Raw genomic sequence first — 17,990 nt, 5'->3', positions numbered from 1 at the left:
TCTGCCTTGCAAAAGAAATGACGCTCAGCATATATAGGATAAAATGCAATATAAACCGACATAGATCCCTATTTGATATGCAAAAAAGCACAAAGCAACCCGATTGGGATGACCTTCGCTTTTTCCTCGAAGTCGTGCGCGCCGGCACCGCCAGTGCCGCTGCCCGCCGCCTTGGCGTCGACTACACGACCGTGGCACGGCGCATCCGCACACTCGAGGAGGCTCTGAGCGCCCTGCTCTTCGACAAATCGCGCAGCACCGGCTTCACGCTGACACCGGATGGCCAGCAGCTGGTCAGTCACGCGGAAGCCATGGAAGGTGCCATGCAAGCCGCCTGCGAACAGGTATCCGGCACCGGCAGTGCGCTCTCGGGTCTGGTGCGCATCGGCTGCACCGAGGCGTTCGGCAGCTATTTTGTGATCCCGGAGATGGTCGCCTTCCAGGATCGCTACCCGAACATCGCCATCGATGTGCTGCCGGTACCGCACTTCGTCAGCCTGTCGCGGCGCGAGGCCGACATCGCCATCACGCTGGAAAGACCGGCGCGTGGCCCCTATGTCTGCAGCAAGCTCTGCGACTACACCCTCGCGCTCTATGCCACACCCGGCTATCTCGCCAGTCACGCCGCCATCCACACGCGCTCGGACCTGAACGGCCATCGCTTCATTAATTATGTCGATGACCTCGCCTTCAGCGCCCAGTTGCTGTACCTCGACGAGCTGGTGCCCGGCGCGACCAGTGCCCTGCGCAGCACCAGCGTGCTGGCGCAGTACCAGGCCGTTCTGCAAGGCCGGGCGCTGGCCATCCTGCCCTGCTTTGTCGCCGCCGGCGACCCGCGTCTGGTTCCTGTACTACCCGGCGACGTGTCCGTGGTACGACAATTCTGGATGTCTTACAGCGAGGATCTGCGCCGGCTCAAGCGCGTCACCGGCGTGGCCGCCTGGCTCACCGAGCGCGCTCGAGCCAACGAGGCTTATCTGCTCGGCACCGGGCCAGCACTAGCGCCCGGCATCCTAGCCTGAGCGGCAAAAGTCCCGCTGTCATGGTGACGCGCCGACGCCCGGCTGGTACCTTCGCGACACCCCCACCTGCAGGAATTTGCTCATGAAAACCCGTGCCGCCGTAGCTTGGAAAGCCGGTCAGCCGCTGACCATTGAAACTGTCGACCTCGCTGGCCCAAAAGCGGGTGAAGTGCTGGTCGAAATTCGCGCCACCGGCATCTGCCACACCGACTACTACACGCTCAGCGGTGCCGATCCCGAAGGCTTGTTCCCGGCCATTCTCGGCCATGAAGGCGCCGGCGTGGTCGTGGATGTCGGCCCCGGCGTGAAGTCGCTGCGCAAGGGCGATCACGTGATTCCGCTGTACACGCCGGAATGCCGCGAGTGCAAGTTTTGCCTGTCGCAGAAGACCAACCTCTGCCAGGCCATCCGCAGCACGCAGGGCCGCGGTCTGATGCCGGATGCCACCTCGCGCTTCTCGCTGAACGGTCAGGACCTGTTCCACTACATGGGCACCTCCACCTTCTCGAACTACATCGTGGTGCCCGAGATCGCCCTCGCAAAAATCCGTGAAGATGCCCCCTTCGACAAAGTCTGCTACATCGGCTGCGGCGTCACCACCGGCATCGGTGCCGTGCTGTTCACCGCTAAAGTCGAAGCCGGCGCCAACGTCGTGGTCTTCGGCCTCGGCGGCATCGGCCTCAATGTGATTCAGGGCGCGAAGATGGTCGGTGCCGGCAAGATCATCGGCGTCGATCTCAATCCTGAGCGAGAGAAAATGGCACGCGAATTCGGCATGACCCACTTCCTCAATCCGAAGGACATCGCCGCGGCCGGCGGCAACATCGTCGATGCCATCGTGCAGCTCACCGACGGCGGTGCCGACTACAGCTTCGAGTGCATCGGCAACACCAAGGTCATGCGCGATGCCCTAGAGTGCACGCACAAGGGCTGGGGCCGCAGCATCATCATTGGCGTGGCGGAAGCCGGCGCCGAGATCAGCACGCGGCCGTTCCAGCTCGTCACCGGGCGCAAGTGGGAAGGCTCAGCCTTCGGCGGCGCGCGCGGCCGCACCGATGTGCCGAAAATCGTGGACTGGTACATGGAAGGCAAGATCAACATCGACTCGCTGATCACCCACAAGCTCAAGCTCGAAGACATCAACGAAGGTTTCGCACTGATGAAGCGCGGCGAATCCATCCGCTCCGTGGTGGAGTTCTGAGCGTGACCACGGCATTCACCACCCGTAGTACGCACGCCTGCTTCGGCGGCGTACAAGGCTATTACGAGCACGACTCGGCCGTGATCGGCCTGCCCATGCGCTTCTCGGTGTATCAGCCGCCGCAGGTCAGCACCGGCAAAGTGCCCGTGCTGTTCTACCTGGCCGGTCTGACCTGCACGGAAGAGACCTTCATGATTAAGGCCGGTGCCCAGCGCCTAGCTGCCAAACTCGGACTCATGCTGGTCACCTGCGATACCAGTCCGCGTGGTGCCGGCATTGCCGGTGAAAGTGATAGCTGGGACTTCGGTGTGGGCGCAGGCTTTTATCTCGATGCCACGGTATCTCCTTGGTCAGCAAACTACCGCATGGACACCTATGTGAGCGAGGAGCTGCGGAGCCTGATCCTGAGTCATTTTCCCGCGGACGCTGATCGCGTCGGTATATTCGGCCACTCCATGGGCGGCCACGGCGCCCTCACCTTGGCACTCAAACACCCCGAACGCTATCAATCGGTTTCCGCCTTCGCTCCCATTGCCGCGCCCAGTCAATGCGCATGGGGGCAAAAAGCCTTTACAGGCTACCTAGGGGATAATGCTGCCGCATGGTCGGCACATGATGCTTCAGCTCTCATTGCTGCAGGTCACCGCTGCCCGCCGCTACTGGTTGACCAAGGCCTAGCCGATCAGTTCTTGCCACAACTGCATACGGACAGCCTCGAGCAGGTCTGCCAAGCGGCCAATCAACCCCTAACGCTGCGGCGGCACGCCGACTACGACCACGGCTACTACTTTATTAGCACCTTTATTGCCGATCATCTGCGACATCATGCCAACCAGTTAAAGCGCTAAGCGTTTCGGTCAAGATGCCGTTACACTCATGCCCAAGTTTGTGCCCAATCCGGAGCCTTTAGATGCATCTTTTTTCGTTTCCCCGCCTTGTGCTGATAACGGCTACCAGTGTTGGACTTGCCGCCTGCGGTGGTAATGCGCCCACGCTCACCGTGCCCGTGTCCGCGCCTAATGCGTATTTGCTCACCACCGACGACAGTATTGTGGGTGTGGATTTGGACAGCATGGAATTCGCCCGCAGTGTACGAGGCATCCCCCGTGCAACAACGGCCAGTACCACGCCAAATCCACAGGCTTTAGAACCTAATGAAGTAATCCAAGACATCGATTATCGGAACTCGGAAGGCGCTCTTTATGCCCTGACCAAAGATGGTACCAAAGGTCGTATTATTCGGATTGAGCCCAGCTCCGGCGCGATTCTCCGAGTGAGCACATTAGTCTCTGAAATTAATGGCTCGCCAATAGCACTTAGCAGCACCAGCAGCTACACCATTGACTTCAACCCAGTCGTCGACCGATTGCGGGTCATTGGAAGCGAAGGTGCCAACCTGCGAGTGGATGTCAACACTGGAGACACTATCTCTGATGGCAATATCGAGACCGGCCACACTATTACTGCTGCTGCCTATGAAGACAGCTTCTCTAGTTCCGGCCGCACCACTCAGCTATTAACGCTCGATAGCATTGCAGATAGCGTAAACTTACAAGACCCGCCTAATAGTGGCTCTCAATCCCCCCTCAAAATGCTTTTAGGCACTACCAACGTTGAAAGAATTGATGGCTACGACATCAATCCAAGCAATAATGCTGGCCTAGCTATACTGTCAGTGGGTGGTACTCAGCAGCTTTTCAACATCAACCCAAGTGCTGCCGGTAATGCAGCCTCCTTATTAGCGGCACCACCGCGGCTGACAAGCGGAATTAAATATAAGGCCCTCACTTTCATCACTACCGCCAACCCGACAGTACTGGCCCTGACTAAAGACAACAGATTCAGCAGTTTCAACGCTAACACACCAAATCAAGTGAGCAATCCGGTAACTATCAGTGGGTTGACGGCACCTGAGAAAGTTATCGGCATCGACTTCAGTCAATCTGCTCGCAAGCTCTACGCCCTGACAGACACCAGCAACGTATATACGATCAATCTCAACCCGCCTGCGGTATCCGGCAACCCTGATGCTGGAGCAGCTACATTAGTAAGTACTCTGAATCAAAAACTGAAAACACCTAACATCACATACACCATGGACTTCAATCCATTCGTCGGCACTGCACCCAATCCAAATCTACTTCGTCTCATTGGTAGCAATAACGACAACGCTGAAGTCACGGTCCAGGATGGCACCGTTATACTCAACAAGGCTATTTCAGGCGCAGCAACACCTCTGGTCAAGGCTGCTGCTTACGTCAACAACTTCCGCGGGACATCTCCCACGAGACTTCTCGTGATTGATCAAGCCAGTAACTCACTGAGCATGCAGGATATTTCCACGGACATGGCCAGACAAGGCTCACTGACACGCCTTGCCGCCTTGGGCATCACCTTAGACCCTAGCAGCCCAGTCGGTTTCGACATCTCCGGTCGCAACAACGAAAACCAACTGCTGATGGCTCGAACGACTCCCAATAGTAACTTCTCGCTGTATCGCGTTAATAGCGCGGTCACCAGCAATCCGCTCACGTTAGTGGGTGCCATTGCGAGCTCCAGCGACTTTATCGACATCGCCATTCGTTTCTAAGTCACGCTGATACAAAACAGCCCACGCCTTCGGACGTGGGCTTTTTTGTATCTACAGGCGACCTCGGTGAATTTCAGTGTTTACCGAGACACTGGCTTTAAAGCCCCAGGGGCTAGCGCAGCTGCCGAATGGGACAACTCAATACCCGCCTCTTGCAATCGCTCGAGCAACGCCAAGTTCACCTGCTGCTGTGCATCCATGCTGAGCTGAAAGTCTGGATTGGTCATCCAATACACCACTTCAAACTCGAGAGCCGATGAACCAAACGCTTTGAAATGTGCGCGCTCGAAACGGGCCTGCGGCACGGTCGCCACAATGTCCCGCAGTAGCTCGGGAATGGCCGCCAGTAGCGCGGGAGAAGTTTCGTACACCACCCCGAAATTGAACAACATGCGGCGTTCGGTCATGCGCTTGAAATTACGAATGCGTGTTTTCAGCAGATCACTGTTGGAGATAATGATTTGCTCACCCGTACTGCTGCGCAGGCGCGTGGTTTTCAGGCCCACATGTTCAACACTGCCGGTGAACGAGTCCACGGTAATAACATCACCAATCACAAACGGCTTATCAATCACAATCGATAACGAGGCAAACAGGTCGCCCAGGATGTTTTGCATGGCTAATGCCACCGCAATACCGCCCACGCCCAAGCCCGCCACCATGGCGGTTACGTTGACGCCAAGGTTATCCAGCATAAACAGGACCAAGAAGGTCCACAGCAAGACGCGACCGACAAAGCTGATCGCAGCAAGGCTAGTCGCAGCGGCTAAATCTCGGCTCATGCTTTGACGGCGATAATGTTCAATCCAGAAATTGAGAGCACCGCTCAGCCATAAACCCAGCTGCAAGAAACCCGAAATGGTGGCGACTTTAATCAAGACATGGTCAATACCTACGGGCAAATCAAGGTAGCGTGTACCCGCCAATAAGGTCACCCCAAACACGAGGAGTTGCTTGGTGTAACGCGCCATCGCAACGATTACATCGTCCATTTTCCGGTGCGATGTACGTGCCACTTTCGCTAAGCGATGCTCAATGAGCCACTTCAAAACGCCCACAAACAAATTGATGCTCAGTGCCAGGCCAAGCGCCGTGCTCCAGTCGCGCAGGCTATTGCCTTGCCAGATAAATTCCAAATCCACCATCATGAACAATTCCTAAAATAAGACGCGAGCATCGCTCGCAGGGCTAGTCAGCCCAGTGTTGTGAAAGTGCCTGCAATACCTCCTCAGGCATTTCGACTTGCGGGAAATGGCCGCAGGCCAGCTCCGTTACTGGCCGCCCGGGCAACAGCTCCCGAAAGCGCGCCACCATATGTGCACCCGATACGGGATCGTGTACGCCATCAATCAGGCTCAAAGGCACCAGCGTGTGTTGTAACGCTCCCACCCATCGGGTGCGTTGACGCTGGCGCTCGCGAATGTACTGAATATGCTTATGAAGCAAGTGCTGGCCCTGCTGGCGAGACATTAACGTCCAATAGTCTGACAGCTCTTGAGGCGTCGGCTGTGTATTGGGCCCAAACACTTCTGCCATGCCCTTTCCGAAGCGTTTTGCACTGCTTAAGCGCGCCACACAAGCACCCAAAGGGGTGAGCAACAGACGCTGTAAGGGGCGCATACGGTGCGCTTCGGGAAACAGTCCGCCATTGAGCAAGCACACGCGTGTGAGTTGAACAGGCACCGGCCCTTCTAATTGACGCGCTAGCCAGGCCTGCGTGATAGTGTTGCCCACATCGTGGGCCAGGATTCTGACCTTCGTGATGCCCAGCGCACTCAATACAGCCCAGGTCCGCTGCAAATGCGCGCCAATGGTGTAGTCACCCTGTCGGGGTTTATCTGAAAAACCAAACCCGAGCTTATCGTAGGTAATGACGCGATAACGTTTGGTTAGTGTCGGCCAAATCGCCTGAAAGTCCCACGAGCTGGTTGGAAAACCATGCAACAGGAGTAAGGGTTCGCCTTCACCAGCCACGCGAAAAAACACGCGGCCGTCATTCAGTTCCAGGTAATCCCCACCCTGCTCCCACTCGTGTAGATTCATGATGACGAAGTGCCCCCCGCTTCCTGCAACAACTCGCCGATGCGCTGATCTTTAAGCTGCCAAAGTTGCGCGACCCAGGAGTGGAACTCGGCACGGTATTTGGGGTCATTCTCATAATCACCCTGATAAAAAGCATGCGGCAGCGTGATGGACTTCACCTCCACAATTACCCGTGGCACACGACCCGCCAAGAAATCCCACAGCCCTTTTGAGCCATCGGGATACACGATGGTGATGTCTAGCAGCGTGTTAATACGTTCCCCAAACGACGTCATGGCAAAGGCTAATCCGCCCGATTTTGGCTTCAATAAATAGCGATACGGCGATTGGGTGCGCGCATGCTTCTCTGGGGTGAATCGCGTGCCTTCCAGAAAGTTCAGCACCAGCACGGGTTGAGATTTGAATTTTTCACAAGCTCGGCGTGTCGTCTCAATGTCTTTGCCTTTTAAGGATGGATTCTTCGCGACCTGCTCCCGCGTATACCGTTTCATAAAGGGGTAGTCTAAACCCCACCACGCTAGGCCCAGTAGCGGCACCCAAATCAATTCCTGCTTCAGGAAGAACTTGAAAAATGGCGTTTTAAAACCAAACGCTTTCATCACCACCACAATGTCATTCCACGATTGGTGATTAGCACACACCAAATATTGGCCCTTGGGATCAAGACCTTCCGGCAAGCGGATATCCCACTTCACGCGCATAAACACGGCAATAAACAGGGAGTTAAAAAACGCCCAGATTTGCGCGCATTTTGAAGCAAAACGAGAGCACAGATCTCGCCAGGGTCGGATGGGAATCATCAGCTTAAGAATGACGGCAAAATAGATTGGAATAACCCAAAAAGAAATATTTGCGATCATCAGCAGCAGCATAAAAAGTGCTTGTAGTGGGCGCGGCAACCAAAACAACATGACCTATCCTCTCAGTTATTGCCCGGGCACGCCCTCAGTGCCGGGTTTGAAACGAAATATGCGATACGGCGCTTGCTCACGCATATGAGACTTACTGCGCAACATCTGATCCGGGATGGCCGAGTCAGCCACATAAAGCCAGCCATCTGGCCCAAAAGACAGGGCATCCGCCCAGCGCAAGCGCTTCATATCTTGCACCACCGTGCTGAGCAAACCCGCGGGCGTCATCTTCATGACGCTGCCATGCTCCACATCGGTGATGAAAATATTATCGTTACGATCCATAGACAAGCCATCATTCAATGGCTTGCGACCCAGGGCTTTAACTTGCAACGCAGCTTGCCCAGCTTCTTCACGGCGAAGCGCCGCGGTGGGCACACTGAATAAGGTGTCATGAGCCATGGCGCCGTAGACCAGAAACTGGTCATTTTTACTGATGGCGATGCCGTCAATCCCGGGCTTCAACGTAAACAGCCCACCCAGCCAAGACATCGTTTTAGTGGGGTTGCGAATAATCCACGACTGCGGCATGACCGACGGATCTTGGTCCAGCGCGCGCCAGGCATCACCCGATTTTAGATCCACCATCACCAGCCCGGGTGAGTTTCGCAAAAAGCTCACATCGGCAATATAGGCCATGGTACCCGTTGAATTGACCTGCAAGTCCTGCAAAAAAGAACCCTTAGGTGCCGCATCCGACTTCAGCGAAAAATCCTTTAACACCTTGCCTGTGTTGATATCAAAACCCAATAAACGGGGCTGACGAAACCCATGTTGACCATGATCTATGGTCCACAAAGTGCCGCGAGCATCAATCACGACACCCATTACCGCGTCGAATAAATCGGCCTGAGCAGCTTCCGATGGAAAGGCACGAATGCGGCCATCTGTTTCACGCACCAGAAGTTTATTGCCTGAAGGACGCGACTCCGGATGTACCGTAAAAAATACGCGTCCAGTCGCCGATACCGCGAGATTGCCCAATGGCTCGGGATAGGCCAAAACCTCCTCAAGCACTGGCATATTCGCGGCAGGCATGGTCAGGTCTGGGTAGGGCTTGCCACCACCAAAGCGCAAGTAGATAGCACCAATCACCAAAGCCAACACCACAATGGCAAGTAATGCTCGTTTTTTACCCACCCCACTGCGAGCTGATCGATATCGACTGCTACTTTGTCGAACTAATAAACGCTGATCGGCCTTCTTCAACATTGAGACTGCTTCCTGAGGCGATACATCATTAAACGCTCATGGCGCTAGGCATGAACGCAAACTAACAGAACTTGCAGGTCATTTTGTCATATTTGGTCATTTTCAAGCACTTACCCATGTGTATGCTCCAGATATCGCCTCCTCAATCAGGCATTTCTCGAGAAAATCGTTATGAGCTTATCGTTGTTTGATTTGACTGGCCAAACGGCTTTAATTACCGGCGGCTCTCGTGGGCTCGGCCTGCAAATGGCTCAGGCACTTGGCTCGGCGGGCGCACGCATTATGCTCAGCTCACGTAAAGCTGCAGACCTTGCCCAGACCACCGAGCAGCTCCGCGCTGTCGGCATTGATGCCGACTGGATAGCGGCCGATGCGGGTAACCCCGACAGCATCGCTCAACTGGTGGCAGAGGCATTGCGACGATTAGGGCATATCGATATCTTGATCAATAACGCCGGAGCAAGCTGGGGTGCAGCCGCCAGCGAGCACCCGCTATCCGCTTGGGATAAAGTCATGGACTTGAATGTGCGTGGCTACTTCCTTCTGGCACAAGCTGTCGCGCGTGACAGCATGATTCCCCGCCGCCAAGGTCGCATCATCAATGTCGCGTCTATTGCGGGTCTCGGCGGAAACCCGCCGTGGATGGAAACCATTGCCTACAACACCAGCAAAGGCGCTGTGGTGAATTTCACCCGCGCACTGGCCTGCGAGTGGGGACAGTTTGGTATTAACGTGAATGCCCTTGCCCCCGGATTCTTCCCGAGCAAAATGTCCCAAGGACTCATCGAACGCGTTGGCAGTGATGCCATGGCAAAGCAGGCTCCCCTCCAGCGCTTGGGCGATGAGCAGGACTTAATGGGCGCTACCTTGCTATTTGCCAGTGCCGCCGGCAAACACATTACCGGCCAAATTCTGGCGGTAGATGGCGGCTTAAGTGCCGTCGTGGGGGCTTAGCCCCCTGAGCGCAGCCAATAGCGGTGTCAGCACCCGTTCCCTCACCACCGGGTGTTGACGCTCGACCGGATAGCAACGCACCAAGGCCAAGTGATCCACGCCCTCGGTCTTTGCTAAAGCGATATTTTCTACTTGAGTTGCCACGCTGCTAGGCAAGGCATTCCCCCGTGATGTTGGGTCGGTCCCTAAGCAGTCTTCGTGGGAATAAATGTTGAGCAGTGTGTGAATATTGCTGGGGATTCGACGCACCGGAAACGCCCACTGCGCAGGATGCAAGCGCCCCAACCCACCTGCGGCAATGCTCACCAACACATCCACATTCAAACCACGAGACGCCAGCACCTTAGCCACTTTAATGACCTGAAAACCACCTTGGCTATAACCCACCAACGCGATCTGACGGCCCTGCGCTTTGGCGACTTGCAGGAAATCGGCAACCACCTGAGGTGACGTGTTATTGCTAAATAGGCTAGCGTCTTCAAAGCCTGCATCTCTCAACCAACTTAAGAGATGCCTAGCCATGTGCCGGCCTGCCAAAAGGCCATGAATCAACACGACTCTGGGTGCCTGGGTGTTCGCCGCGGCATCAGACATCCACGCGATTTCCTGCTCCATTCTTGGCAATTCAGACTCCTGTATTTTGCGCTGATACAGCTCACTTAAGCGATTATGCGCGGCATCACAATAGGGCGCCTGACGTGTGAATTTGCAGGTACAGACCCAGTCCAGTTGCGTGCGTTTAGGGGTGAAAATGAGCGGCCTCCAAGACGTGCCCGCGTGGCTGCCGTCACAAAAAGGCTGGCGTTGAGATAGTCCGCAACTACACCATGCGTAATGCTGACCGACTTGTAGCGAGACCAACGCAGGTTCAATACAGGCGACCACAGGGAGTCCGTGAGACTGAGAAACGGCAGGAGACTTTTCTGGGACATAGCGCTGTACGGATGTATCAGCTAGCGTGTTATGACGACGCTTTTTCAATGCAAAAAATTTGTTCATTTGCAGGCCACCCAGAAAGACAAAAGGGCTAACCGTTTCCGGTTAACCCTTTGTTTCGTATGGTGCGCCCAGAGAGATTCGAACTCCCGACCCCCAAGTTCGTAGCCTGGTGCTCTATCCAGCTGAGCTATGGGCGCATTGCTGAGGCCGCGTATTCTATGGATCGGCCTCGGTATCGTCAAGCTGATGTTGCTTGAAATTCAAACACTCAGAACAACTTACGCGATGATGGCGGAGAGTAAGGGATTCGAACCCTTGAGGAGCTTTTGGCCCCTACTCCCTTAGCAGGGGAGCACCTTCGGCCTCTCGGTCAACTCTCCATCAAGGCGGCGATCATACAGACGCAAACGCGACTTGAAAAGGCTGTGACGCTGTAATTTCCACCACTTAACGCTTTTGACCATGCTGTGACAGCAATTGTTTACGCATTTCAGGTTCAGACGATTTCGTACCCAACCAAATATTGAAGAACTGCTGGGTGAACTCCGCATCCTTGACTTGACCTATACGCTCCAGACCCCGATAGAAGACCACCTCCCCCACGTTCGTTCTAACCGCAGTCAATTCGCTACCCGCTTGCACATCAGGAAATATCGAGGCCATTTGGCGTCGCCAAAGTGCTAAGTTTTTCTCATTGGCATAGCCCTGTTTGCGCATTTCCTCCACGCTACGCTGAGCAATCATGTCACCCTCAAACGCCCGTAAATAACGCAAGCTCAGTACATAGGGCTTATCCGGATGAAACTGGCCTTTAGGTGCATACAGCGTGGCGTCGTAGACTTTGAACAACAGCACCGTTAAGCGTGCCTTACCGACAACTTCCGGCTGCTCTAGCACCTGCTGAGCCAGCGTCATATTCGCTTGAGCACTACCTGTGAACACCAGTAATACCAAGACTTTTAGCCACTGAGACATCGCCCCCACCTTTTTACTTATGTTCGGAAGCCTCTAATAAACATATAACGGAGATGGACACCATTAAACAGAAAAGCCTCTACAAGAGAGGCTTTTTCAGTCACTAAGTACTTAGTAGTTACCCACGTCGTCCTCGAGGCTACTGGCTTCGCCAGGATTTTTTTCCTGCTGTATGCGCTGATAAATCTCTTCACGATGCACAGCCACATCTTTCGGCGCGTTCACACCAATACGAACTTGGTTGCCTTTAACGCCCAAGACGGTAACTGTCACTTCATCGCCAACCATTAAGGTTTCGCCAACACGACGGGTCAAAATCAACATGTCAAACTCCAAGATAAACGGACTGAACAAGTCCAAAAATGTTTGGGGTGGGCGCGGAGTCCGCCTCCAAAAGCCCTAACGATAACCTTAGCTATCGCGATGGCTTGGGACGCTCCTTCGCCCATGACACATCCCGCCAACCAATTGCAGCAGATTTAAGCTGCTGGCGCATCCAAATCAAACGCGGTGTGCAGTGCACGCACAGCCAGCTCTAAATACTTCTCTTCAACCACCACAGAAATTTTGATTTCCGAGGTCGAGATCATCTGAATGTTAATGTTTTCCTTCGCCAGGGTGGCAAACATTTTGCTCGCAACACCGGCATGAGAGCGCATACCCACACCCACGAGCGAAACCTTACAAATTTTGTCGTCGGCAATGAGTTCGCGAGCGCCAATATCGTTAGCGACCGACTCGAGCACAGCCACGGCTTTCTTCATGTCACCACGAGCCACGGTAAATGTGAAGTCCGTTGTACCATCGGCAGACACATTCTGTACGATCATATCGATTTCAATGTTGGCATCGCCAACCGGACTCAAGATGCGCGACGCAATACCGGGGGTATCTGGCACGCCACGCACCGTCAGCTTGGCTTCGTCACGATTAAACGCAATCCCGGAGATGACCGGCTTTTCCATATCGTCCTCTGCATCAACAGTAATCAAAGTACCGCCACCCTCACCAAAGCTGGAGAGTACGCGCAACGGTACATGGTATTTGCCGGCAAATTCGACCGAGCGAATCTGCAGCACTTTCGAGCCTAACGAGGCCATTTCGAGCATTTCTTCGAAGGTAATGGTCTCGAGACGGCGGGCTTGCGGCACAACGCGTGGATCCGTGGTGTAAACACCATCCACGTCCGTATAGATCTGGCACTCATCTGCCTTTAACGCAGCCGCCAGAGCCACACCGGTTGTATCTGAACCGCCACGACCCAGGGTGGTGATATTGCCTTCAGGATCAACGCCCTGGAAGCCTGCCACGATGACCACGCGACGCGCATCTAAATCAGCACGCATGCGAGCATCGTCAATCGCCTCAATACGCGCTTTATTAAACGAGCTATCGGTTTTGATCGCGACTTGCGCACCCGTGTAGGAACGCGCCGGCACACCGCGCTTCATCAGTGCCATCGCCAACAAGGCAATGGTGACTTGCTCACCGGTGGAAACCATCATGTCCAGTTCGCGGGGCTCTGGCTCTGGCGAAATCGCCTTCGCTAGACCGATCAAACGATTGGTCTCTCCGCTCATGGCCGACAGCACCACGACGAGGTCATGACCTTCGTCGTACCAGCGCTTCACACGCTCAGCCACAGCCTCGATACGATCTGTCGTGCCTACCGACGTACCACCGTATTTTTGAACAATTAGTGCCATTTCTTTAATCCGTAACTCAATGACCTTTCACAAGGTCGCTTAAACCATGACGAAGGCGCTTAGTTCACGCGCTCATTCACAAACTGTTTCACCGAAGCCAAGGCCGCAGGCAGCGCACCCACATCCGAACCGCCCGCCATGGCCATATCTGGACGACCACCGCCTTTACCGCCAACCTGAGCCGCCAAGTAGCTCACCAACTCACCAGCTTTCACGCGTGACATTACGTCGGCACTCACGCCAGCGGCGAGGCTCACCTTGCCATCCTGCACCGTCGCCAACACTACTACCGACTGACCAAGCTTATTGCGTAGCTGATCGACCGTATCGCGCAAGGATTTCGCATCGGCACCATCAAGTACAGAGGCCAATACCTGAACTTGACCCACTAATTCCGCTTGATTCACTAAATCATTACCAGCAGAAGCCGCCACTTTCGATTTCAGTTTATCCAGCTCTTTCTCTAACTCACGCTGACGCTCAAGTAACTGTCGCACTTTTCCGGCGACCGAATCACGATTGCCCTTAACGGCATCAGCCAGTTCCAGCAGCGTTTGCTCACCGGCATTCAACCAGGCCAACGCGCCTTCGCCAGTTCGAGCCTCAATACGACGTACCCCTGCAGCTACACCCGCCTCAGAGGTAATTCTCAATAGGCCGATATCGCCTGTACGTGCCACATGAGTGCCGCCGCACAATTCCACAGAGAAACCCGCCTCACCCATGGTCAGAACGCGAACGACATCGCCATATTTTTCACCGAAAAGCGCCATGGCACCTTTAGCACGGGCAGTATCAATATCCGTCACATCGGTTTCTACGGCGGTATTGGCCAAAATTTGACCATTCACACGCGCTTCAATTTGGCGCAACGTTGCTAACGGAATGGCTTCTGGATGCGAGAAGTCAAAACGCAGATAGTCCGCACAAACCAATGAGCCCTTTTGCGTGACATGCGTGCCTAATGTTTCGCGTAATGCCGCATGCAGTAAATGAGTGGCGGAGTGATTACGCGCAGTGGCCACGCGCAAATCCGCTCGCACGTCTGCCGCTAAGGTGTCGCCAACCGTTAACACGCCTGCGGTAATCATGGCCTGATGCAAATGATGTGCGCCGGCTTTTGTGGTGTCCTGCACTTCGGCCACCACTGTTGCATTACGCAAATAACCCACATCGCCTGCCTGACCACCAGACTCTGCATAGAAAGGGGTTTTATCTAAGATGATCGCAACCTGATCGCCGACATTAGCTGATGTTACTGATTCACCGCCGACATACAGCGCACGCACCTGCAAAGCCTCAGCTTGCGTAGTGGCATATCCCAAGAACGTGGTTTCGCCATCCAGCTTGATGAGTGTGTTGTAGTCCATATCAAAGCGCGAGCTGGCACGAGCGCGCTCACGCTGCGCGGTCATGGCCGCTTCAAAACCGGCAAGATCCAGCGTGAGGTCGCGCTCACGGGCAATATCACCGGTGAGATCGACGGGGAAACCATACGTATCGTAAAGGCGGAATACGGTCTCACCCGGAATCACACTGCCTTTAAGACCGGCAAGATCTTGATCCAGGATGCGCAAACCTTGCTCCAGCGTGCGAGCAAACTGCTCTTCTTCTTGCTGAAGCACACGAATAATGGTGGCCTGCTGAGCTTGTAACTCCGGATACGCGCCCCCCATTTCCGTGACTAACGCTGGCACGACACGATGGAAGAAAGTGCCGGTAGCGCCTAGCTTGTTACCGTGACGGCAGGCTCGACGAATAATGCGGCGCAGGACATAGCCACGGCCTTCGTTCGACGGCACCACGCCATCTGCAATCAGGAAAGAACACGAACGAATGTGATCCGCAACAACCTTGAGCGATGCCTGATTATCGTTGGCACAGCCAATGGCCTCAGCGGCCGCCTTTAACAAGGACTGAAACAGGTCGATTTCATAGTTAGCATGCACATGCTGCATAACGGCCGAAATACGCTCCAACCCCATGCCAGTATCCACACTGGGCGCGGGCAACGGATGCAGTACGCCATCCGCCGTGCGGTTGAACTGCATAAACACGTTGTTCCAGATTTCGATAAAACGATCGCCGTCTTCATCGGGGGAACCGGGTGGGCCACCGGCAATGTCGGCACCGTGATCGTAGAAAATCTCTGTGCAAGGGCCGCAAGGACCGGTATCGCCCATCGCCCAGAAATTGTCAGAAGCGTAAGGAGCACCCTTGTTGTCGCCTATACGGATGATGCGTTCAGCCGGTACGCCAATGTCGTTTTGCCAAAGCGCAAAAGCCTCGTCATCACTGGCATAGACCGTCACGGTGAGCTTATCTTTTGGAATATTGAGCCATTGCGGAGAAGTCAAAAACTCCCACGCATACTGAATGGCATCACGCTTAAAGTAGTCACCAAAGCTGAAGTTACCGAGCATTTCAAAGAAGGTGTGATGACGCGCGGTGTAACCGACATTTTCCAAGTCGTTGTGCTTGCCACCCGCACGAACACATTTCTGAGACGACGTGGCACGGGTATAGGCCCGCTTGTCTAGGCCGAGGAAGCAATCCTTGAATTGGTTCATGCCCGCGTTGGTAAACAGCAGCGTCGGGTCATCATGCGGCACCAATGAGCTGGACGCTACTCGGGCATGCCCTTTTTGCTCAAAAAAACGAAGGAATGCTTCGCGGATTTCAGCGCTTTTCATGTACCGCTCCGAACCAATCAACCTGACGACCACCGAATTGCTATGCACATGCAGCCACAGCAGGCAAAAGACCGACGATTATAACGACAGAATTCTTGTGTTCGCAGCAAATCTGGATGAATTTCAGCAGTCTTCGTTTAGATCAACTAGCCGTCCTTCATCGGCATCGTTATCGATCCATTGATTTGCGCTTAACGCTAGCTTCATAGCTGTAAGTGCTTGCCCCATCGAAAAGCCACGATACTGCAAAAAACGTATGTATCGCGCCTTATCATTCATGTCACGGGATAATTCCGTGCCAAAACGTCGCAGCAATAGTTCGAGTGCGCGCTGCTCCCAATCGATATCGGCGGTTTGCTCGATGAGTGCCGGATGTTCGGCATCTAAGCCACGCTGTTGTAACACGTGTTTAATTGAGCGCTGACCACGCCCACGCAGCAATTGCGACCTGACGAGAGACTCCGCGAAACGGTCGTCACTTTGCAGGGAGTACTCAACCAATCGGCTTAGCACATCCTCAATTTGCTCTTGCGATGCGCCAAACTGGCTGAGTTTTTGGATCAGCTCCGTACGACTGTGCTCTCGCCGCCCTTGCAGCGACAGCGCTTTGTTCCAGACCTGCTGGGCCGTGATAACGATGGGTTCATCGTTATCACTAGCACCAAAGCCTACCCGCTTAGAAGCCGGCTTCTTCGAAAACGCCCGGCTCATCTGCATCCTCCGGCACTGCCGTTACAGGCCCAATGAGCTGATCTCGAATTTGATCTTCGATCACCTTGGCAATACTGGGGTTTTCAATCAGGTACTTACAGGCATTGGTCTTGCCCTGGCCGATTTTGTTGCCTTGGTAAGCGTACCAAGCACCGGACTTATCAATAAGGCCCAGTTTGACGCCCAGATCAACAATTTCACCCTGGAGATTAATGCCTTGGCCGTAAAGAATTTGAAACTCAGCTTCTTTGAATGGAGGCGCTACCTTGTTCTTAACCACTTTTACGCGGGTCTCAGAACCAATCACTTCCTCACCTTCTTTCACTGCACCAATGCGACGAATGTCCATACGAACCGAGGCATAGAACTTCAATGCGTTACCACCCGTCGTGGTTTCTGGGCTGCCGAACATGACACCGATTTTCATACGAATTTGGTTAATGAAAATGACCAAGCAATTCGAACGCTTGATGTTGCCCGTGATTTTGCGGAGTGCCTGCGACATGAGTCGAGCCTGCAAACCCACGTGCATGTCGCCCATTTCGCCTTCAATTTCAGCTCGCGGTGTTAGCGCGGCAACCGAGTCGATGACGATGATGTCGATGGAGTTTGAACGCACCAGCATGTCTGCAATTTCAAGCGCTTGCTCGCCGGTATCGGGCTGGGACACGAACAAGTCTTCGGTGTTAACGCCCAACTTAGCCGCGTACTGCGGGTCTAAGGCGTGTTCAGCATCAATAAACGCAGCGGTACCGCCAGCGCGTTGGCAGGCTGCAATGACTTGCAACGTCAGGGTCGTTTTGCCCGATGATTCAGGACCGTAAATTTCAACAATACGACCTTTCGGCAACCCGCCAATACCCAGCGCAATATCCAGACCTAAAGACCCGGTGGAAATGGCGGGAATGGCACCTGAAGCAGGCTGGTCACCCAGACGCATGACGGAACCTTTACCAAATTGCTTTTCAATTTGCGCCAGTGCCGCATTCAGTGCTTTTTGCTTGTTATCGTTCATCGGCGTTTCCTCTTTAGT

Annotated in this window: 16 protein-coding genes and 2 tRNA genes; 5 read left to right on the top strand and 13 right to left on the bottom strand. The window is 54.3% G+C overall.

Annotated features, from left to right (window positions below; translation table 11 throughout):
* Nucleotides 1-77: 77 nt before the first annotated feature.
* The 4 genes from AC14IB_RS08620 to AC14IB_RS08605 all read left to right on the top strand — a co-directional run bounded on the left by AC14IB_RS08620 (nucleotide 78) and on the right by AC14IB_RS08605 (nucleotide 4,813).
* Nucleotides 78-1,022 (top strand): LysR family transcriptional regulator, encoded by a 945-nt coding sequence (locus AC14IB_RS08620; protein ID WP_484231582.1) that lies wholly within the window; start codon nucleotides 78-80, stop codon nucleotides 1,020-1,022.
* A gap of 82 nt (nucleotides 1,023-1,104) precedes the next feature.
* Nucleotides 1,105-2,223: an S-(hydroxymethyl)glutathione dehydrogenase/class III alcohol dehydrogenase gene (locus AC14IB_RS08615; protein WP_484231492.1), complete on the top strand. Its 1,119-nt coding sequence runs from the start codon at nucleotides 1,105-1,107 to the stop codon at nucleotides 2,221-2,223.
* A gap of 2 nt (nucleotides 2,224-2,225) precedes the next feature.
* Nucleotides 2,226-3,071, top strand: a complete 846-nt coding sequence (gene fghA / locus AC14IB_RS08610) for an S-formylglutathione hydrolase (protein ID WP_484231491.1) — start codon at nucleotides 2,226-2,228, stop codon at nucleotides 3,069-3,071.
* Between the two features lie 62 nt (nucleotides 3,072-3,133).
* Complete coding sequence (locus AC14IB_RS08605) at nucleotides 3,134-4,813, top strand: DUF4394 domain-containing protein (protein ID WP_484231490.1); 1,680 nt, start codon at nucleotides 3,134-3,136, stop codon at nucleotides 4,811-4,813.
* An 80-nt stretch (nucleotides 4,814-4,893) separates the two neighbouring features.
* Here AC14IB_RS08605 and AC14IB_RS08600 read toward each other — a convergent pair whose 3' ends face one another.
* Genes AC14IB_RS08600 through AC14IB_RS08585 form a run of 4 tightly spaced genes read right to left on the bottom strand, consistent with a single transcriptional unit; the run spans nucleotide 4,894 to nucleotide 8,979 of the window.
* On the bottom strand, nucleotides 4,894-5,961 hold the full coding sequence (locus tag AC14IB_RS08600) for a mechanosensitive ion channel family protein (RefSeq protein ID WP_484231489.1): 1,068 nt from the start codon (nucleotides 5,959-5,961) through the stop codon (nucleotides 4,894-4,896).
* Nucleotides 5,962-6,001: 40 nt separating this feature from the next.
* Nucleotides 6,002-6,856 (bottom strand): alpha/beta fold hydrolase, encoded by an 855-nt coding sequence (locus tag AC14IB_RS08595; RefSeq protein WP_484231488.1) that lies wholly within the window; start codon nucleotides 6,854-6,856, stop codon nucleotides 6,002-6,004.
* Nucleotides 6,853-7,767 carry an acyltransferase gene (locus tag AC14IB_RS08590; protein WP_484231487.1) on the bottom strand — a complete coding sequence of 305 codons (915 nt, stop codon included), beginning with the start codon at nucleotides 7,765-7,767 and terminating at the stop codon, nucleotides 6,853-6,855. Before AC14IB_RS08590 ends, AC14IB_RS08595 begins: the two co-directional genes overlap by 4 nt.
* 15 nt (nucleotides 7,768-7,782) lie before the next feature.
* A complete protein-coding gene (locus AC14IB_RS08585) occupies nucleotides 7,783-8,979 on the bottom strand; it encodes an L-dopachrome tautomerase-related protein (RefSeq protein WP_484231486.1) in 1,197 nt (398 codons plus the stop codon).
* A 171-nt stretch (nucleotides 8,980-9,150) separates the two neighbouring features.
* On the opposite strand from AC14IB_RS08585, the gene AC14IB_RS08580 reads away from it, so the two are divergent.
* A complete protein-coding gene (locus AC14IB_RS08580) occupies nucleotides 9,151-9,933 on the top strand; it encodes an SDR family oxidoreductase (protein ID WP_484231485.1) in 783 nt (260 codons plus the stop codon).
* Here AC14IB_RS08580 and AC14IB_RS08575 read toward each other — a convergent pair.
* The 9 genes from AC14IB_RS08575 to recA form a co-directional block, all read right to left on the bottom strand.
* On the bottom strand, nucleotides 9,910-10,932 hold the full coding sequence (locus tag AC14IB_RS08575) for a CDGSH iron-sulfur domain-containing protein (protein WP_484231484.1): 1,023 nt from the start codon (nucleotides 10,930-10,932) through the stop codon (nucleotides 9,910-9,912). The genes AC14IB_RS08580 and AC14IB_RS08575 overlap by 24 nt on opposite strands.
* Nucleotides 10,933-10,992: 60 nt before the next feature.
* Nucleotides 10,993-11,069, bottom strand: a tRNA-Arg gene (locus AC14IB_RS08570).
* Nucleotides 11,070-11,161: 92 nt separating this feature from the next.
* Nucleotides 11,162-11,252 (bottom strand) — tRNA-Ser (locus tag AC14IB_RS08565).
* A gap of 67 nt (nucleotides 11,253-11,319) precedes the next feature.
* Nucleotides 11,320-11,847, bottom strand: coding sequence for a chalcone isomerase family protein (locus AC14IB_RS08560; protein ID WP_484231483.1), 528 nt, complete (start codon nucleotides 11,845-11,847; stop codon nucleotides 11,320-11,322).
* A 111-nt stretch (nucleotides 11,848-11,958) separates the two neighbouring features.
* Nucleotides 11,959-12,171, bottom strand: coding sequence for a carbon storage regulator CsrA (gene csrA / locus AC14IB_RS08555; protein ID WP_068860090.1), 213 nt, complete (start codon nucleotides 12,169-12,171; stop codon nucleotides 11,959-11,961).
* Between the two features lie 155 nt (nucleotides 12,172-12,326).
* Nucleotides 12,327-13,553 carry an aspartate kinase gene (locus AC14IB_RS08550; RefSeq protein WP_068860092.1) on the bottom strand — a complete coding sequence of 409 codons (1,227 nt, stop codon included), beginning with the start codon at nucleotides 13,551-13,553 and terminating at the stop codon, nucleotides 12,327-12,329.
* 59 nt (nucleotides 13,554-13,612) lie between these two features.
* Nucleotides 13,613-16,246 (bottom strand): alanine--tRNA ligase, encoded by a 2,634-nt coding sequence (gene alaS, locus AC14IB_RS08545; RefSeq protein WP_484231482.1) that lies wholly within the window; start codon nucleotides 16,244-16,246, stop codon nucleotides 13,613-13,615.
* Nucleotides 16,247-16,369: 123 nt separating this feature from the next.
* Nucleotides 16,370-16,957, bottom strand: a complete 588-nt coding sequence (locus AC14IB_RS08540) for a regulatory protein RecX (protein WP_484231481.1) — start codon at nucleotides 16,955-16,957, stop codon at nucleotides 16,370-16,372.
* Complete coding sequence (gene recA, locus AC14IB_RS08535) at nucleotides 16,923-17,972, bottom strand: recombinase RecA (RefSeq protein WP_484231480.1); 1,050 nt, start codon at nucleotides 17,970-17,972, stop codon at nucleotides 16,923-16,925. Before recA ends, AC14IB_RS08540 begins: the two co-directional genes overlap by 35 nt.
* Nucleotides 17,973-17,990 lie beyond the last annotated feature (18 nt).

The sequence above is a fragment of the Perlucidibaca sp. genome (assembly GCF_057084925.1).
This window is presented reverse-complemented; position numbering and strand designations above follow the sequence as displayed.

Coding starts and splice junctions, on each gene's coding strand:
- AC14IB_RS08580 (WP_484231485.1), top strand. CDS start 9,151: ATGAGCTTATCGTTGTTTGATTTGACTGGCCAAACGGCTTTAATTACC.
- AC14IB_RS08540 (WP_484231481.1), bottom strand. CDS start 16,957: ATGAGCCGGGCGTTTTCGAAGAAGCCGGCTTCTAAGCGGGTAGGCTTT.
- AC14IB_RS08600 (WP_484231489.1), bottom strand. CDS start 5,961: ATGATGGTGGATTTGGAATTTATCTGGCAAGGCAATAGCCTGCGCGAC.
- AC14IB_RS08560 (WP_484231483.1), bottom strand. CDS start 11,847: ATGTCTCAGTGGCTAAAAGTCTTGGTATTACTGGTGTTCACAGGTAGT.
- AC14IB_RS08595 (WP_484231488.1), bottom strand. CDS start 6,856: ATGAATCTACACGAGTGGGAGCAGGGTGGGGATTACCTGGAACTGAAT.
- AC14IB_RS08590 (WP_484231487.1), bottom strand. CDS start 7,767: ATGTTGTTTTGGTTGCCGCGCCCACTACAAGCACTTTTTATGCTGCTG.
- AC14IB_RS08575 (WP_484231484.1), bottom strand. CDS start 10,932: ATGAACAAATTTTTTGCATTGAAAAAGCGTCGTCATAACACGCTAGCT.
- csrA (WP_068860090.1), bottom strand. CDS start 12,171: ATGTTGATTTTGACCCGTCGTGTTGGCGAAACCTTAATGGTTGGCGAT.
- AC14IB_RS08620 (WP_484231582.1), top strand. CDS start 78: ATGCAAAAAAGCACAAAGCAACCCGATTGGGATGACCTTCGCTTTTTC.
- AC14IB_RS08550 (WP_068860092.1), bottom strand. CDS start 13,553: ATGGCACTAATTGTTCAAAAATACGGTGGTACGTCGGTAGGCACGACA.
- AC14IB_RS08585 (WP_484231486.1), bottom strand. CDS start 8,979: ATGTTGAAGAAGGCCGATCAGCGTTTATTAGTTCGACAAAGTAGCAGT.
- alaS (WP_484231482.1), bottom strand. CDS start 16,246: ATGAAAAGCGCTGAAATCCGCGAAGCATTCCTTCGTTTTTTTGAGCAA.
- AC14IB_RS08615 (WP_484231492.1), top strand. CDS start 1,105: ATGAAAACCCGTGCCGCCGTAGCTTGGAAAGCCGGTCAGCCGCTGACC.
- recA (WP_484231480.1), bottom strand. CDS start 17,972: ATGAACGATAACAAGCAAAAAGCACTGAATGCGGCACTGGCGCAAATT.
- AC14IB_RS08605 (WP_484231490.1), top strand. CDS start 3,134: ATGCATCTTTTTTCGTTTCCCCGCCTTGTGCTGATAACGGCTACCAGT.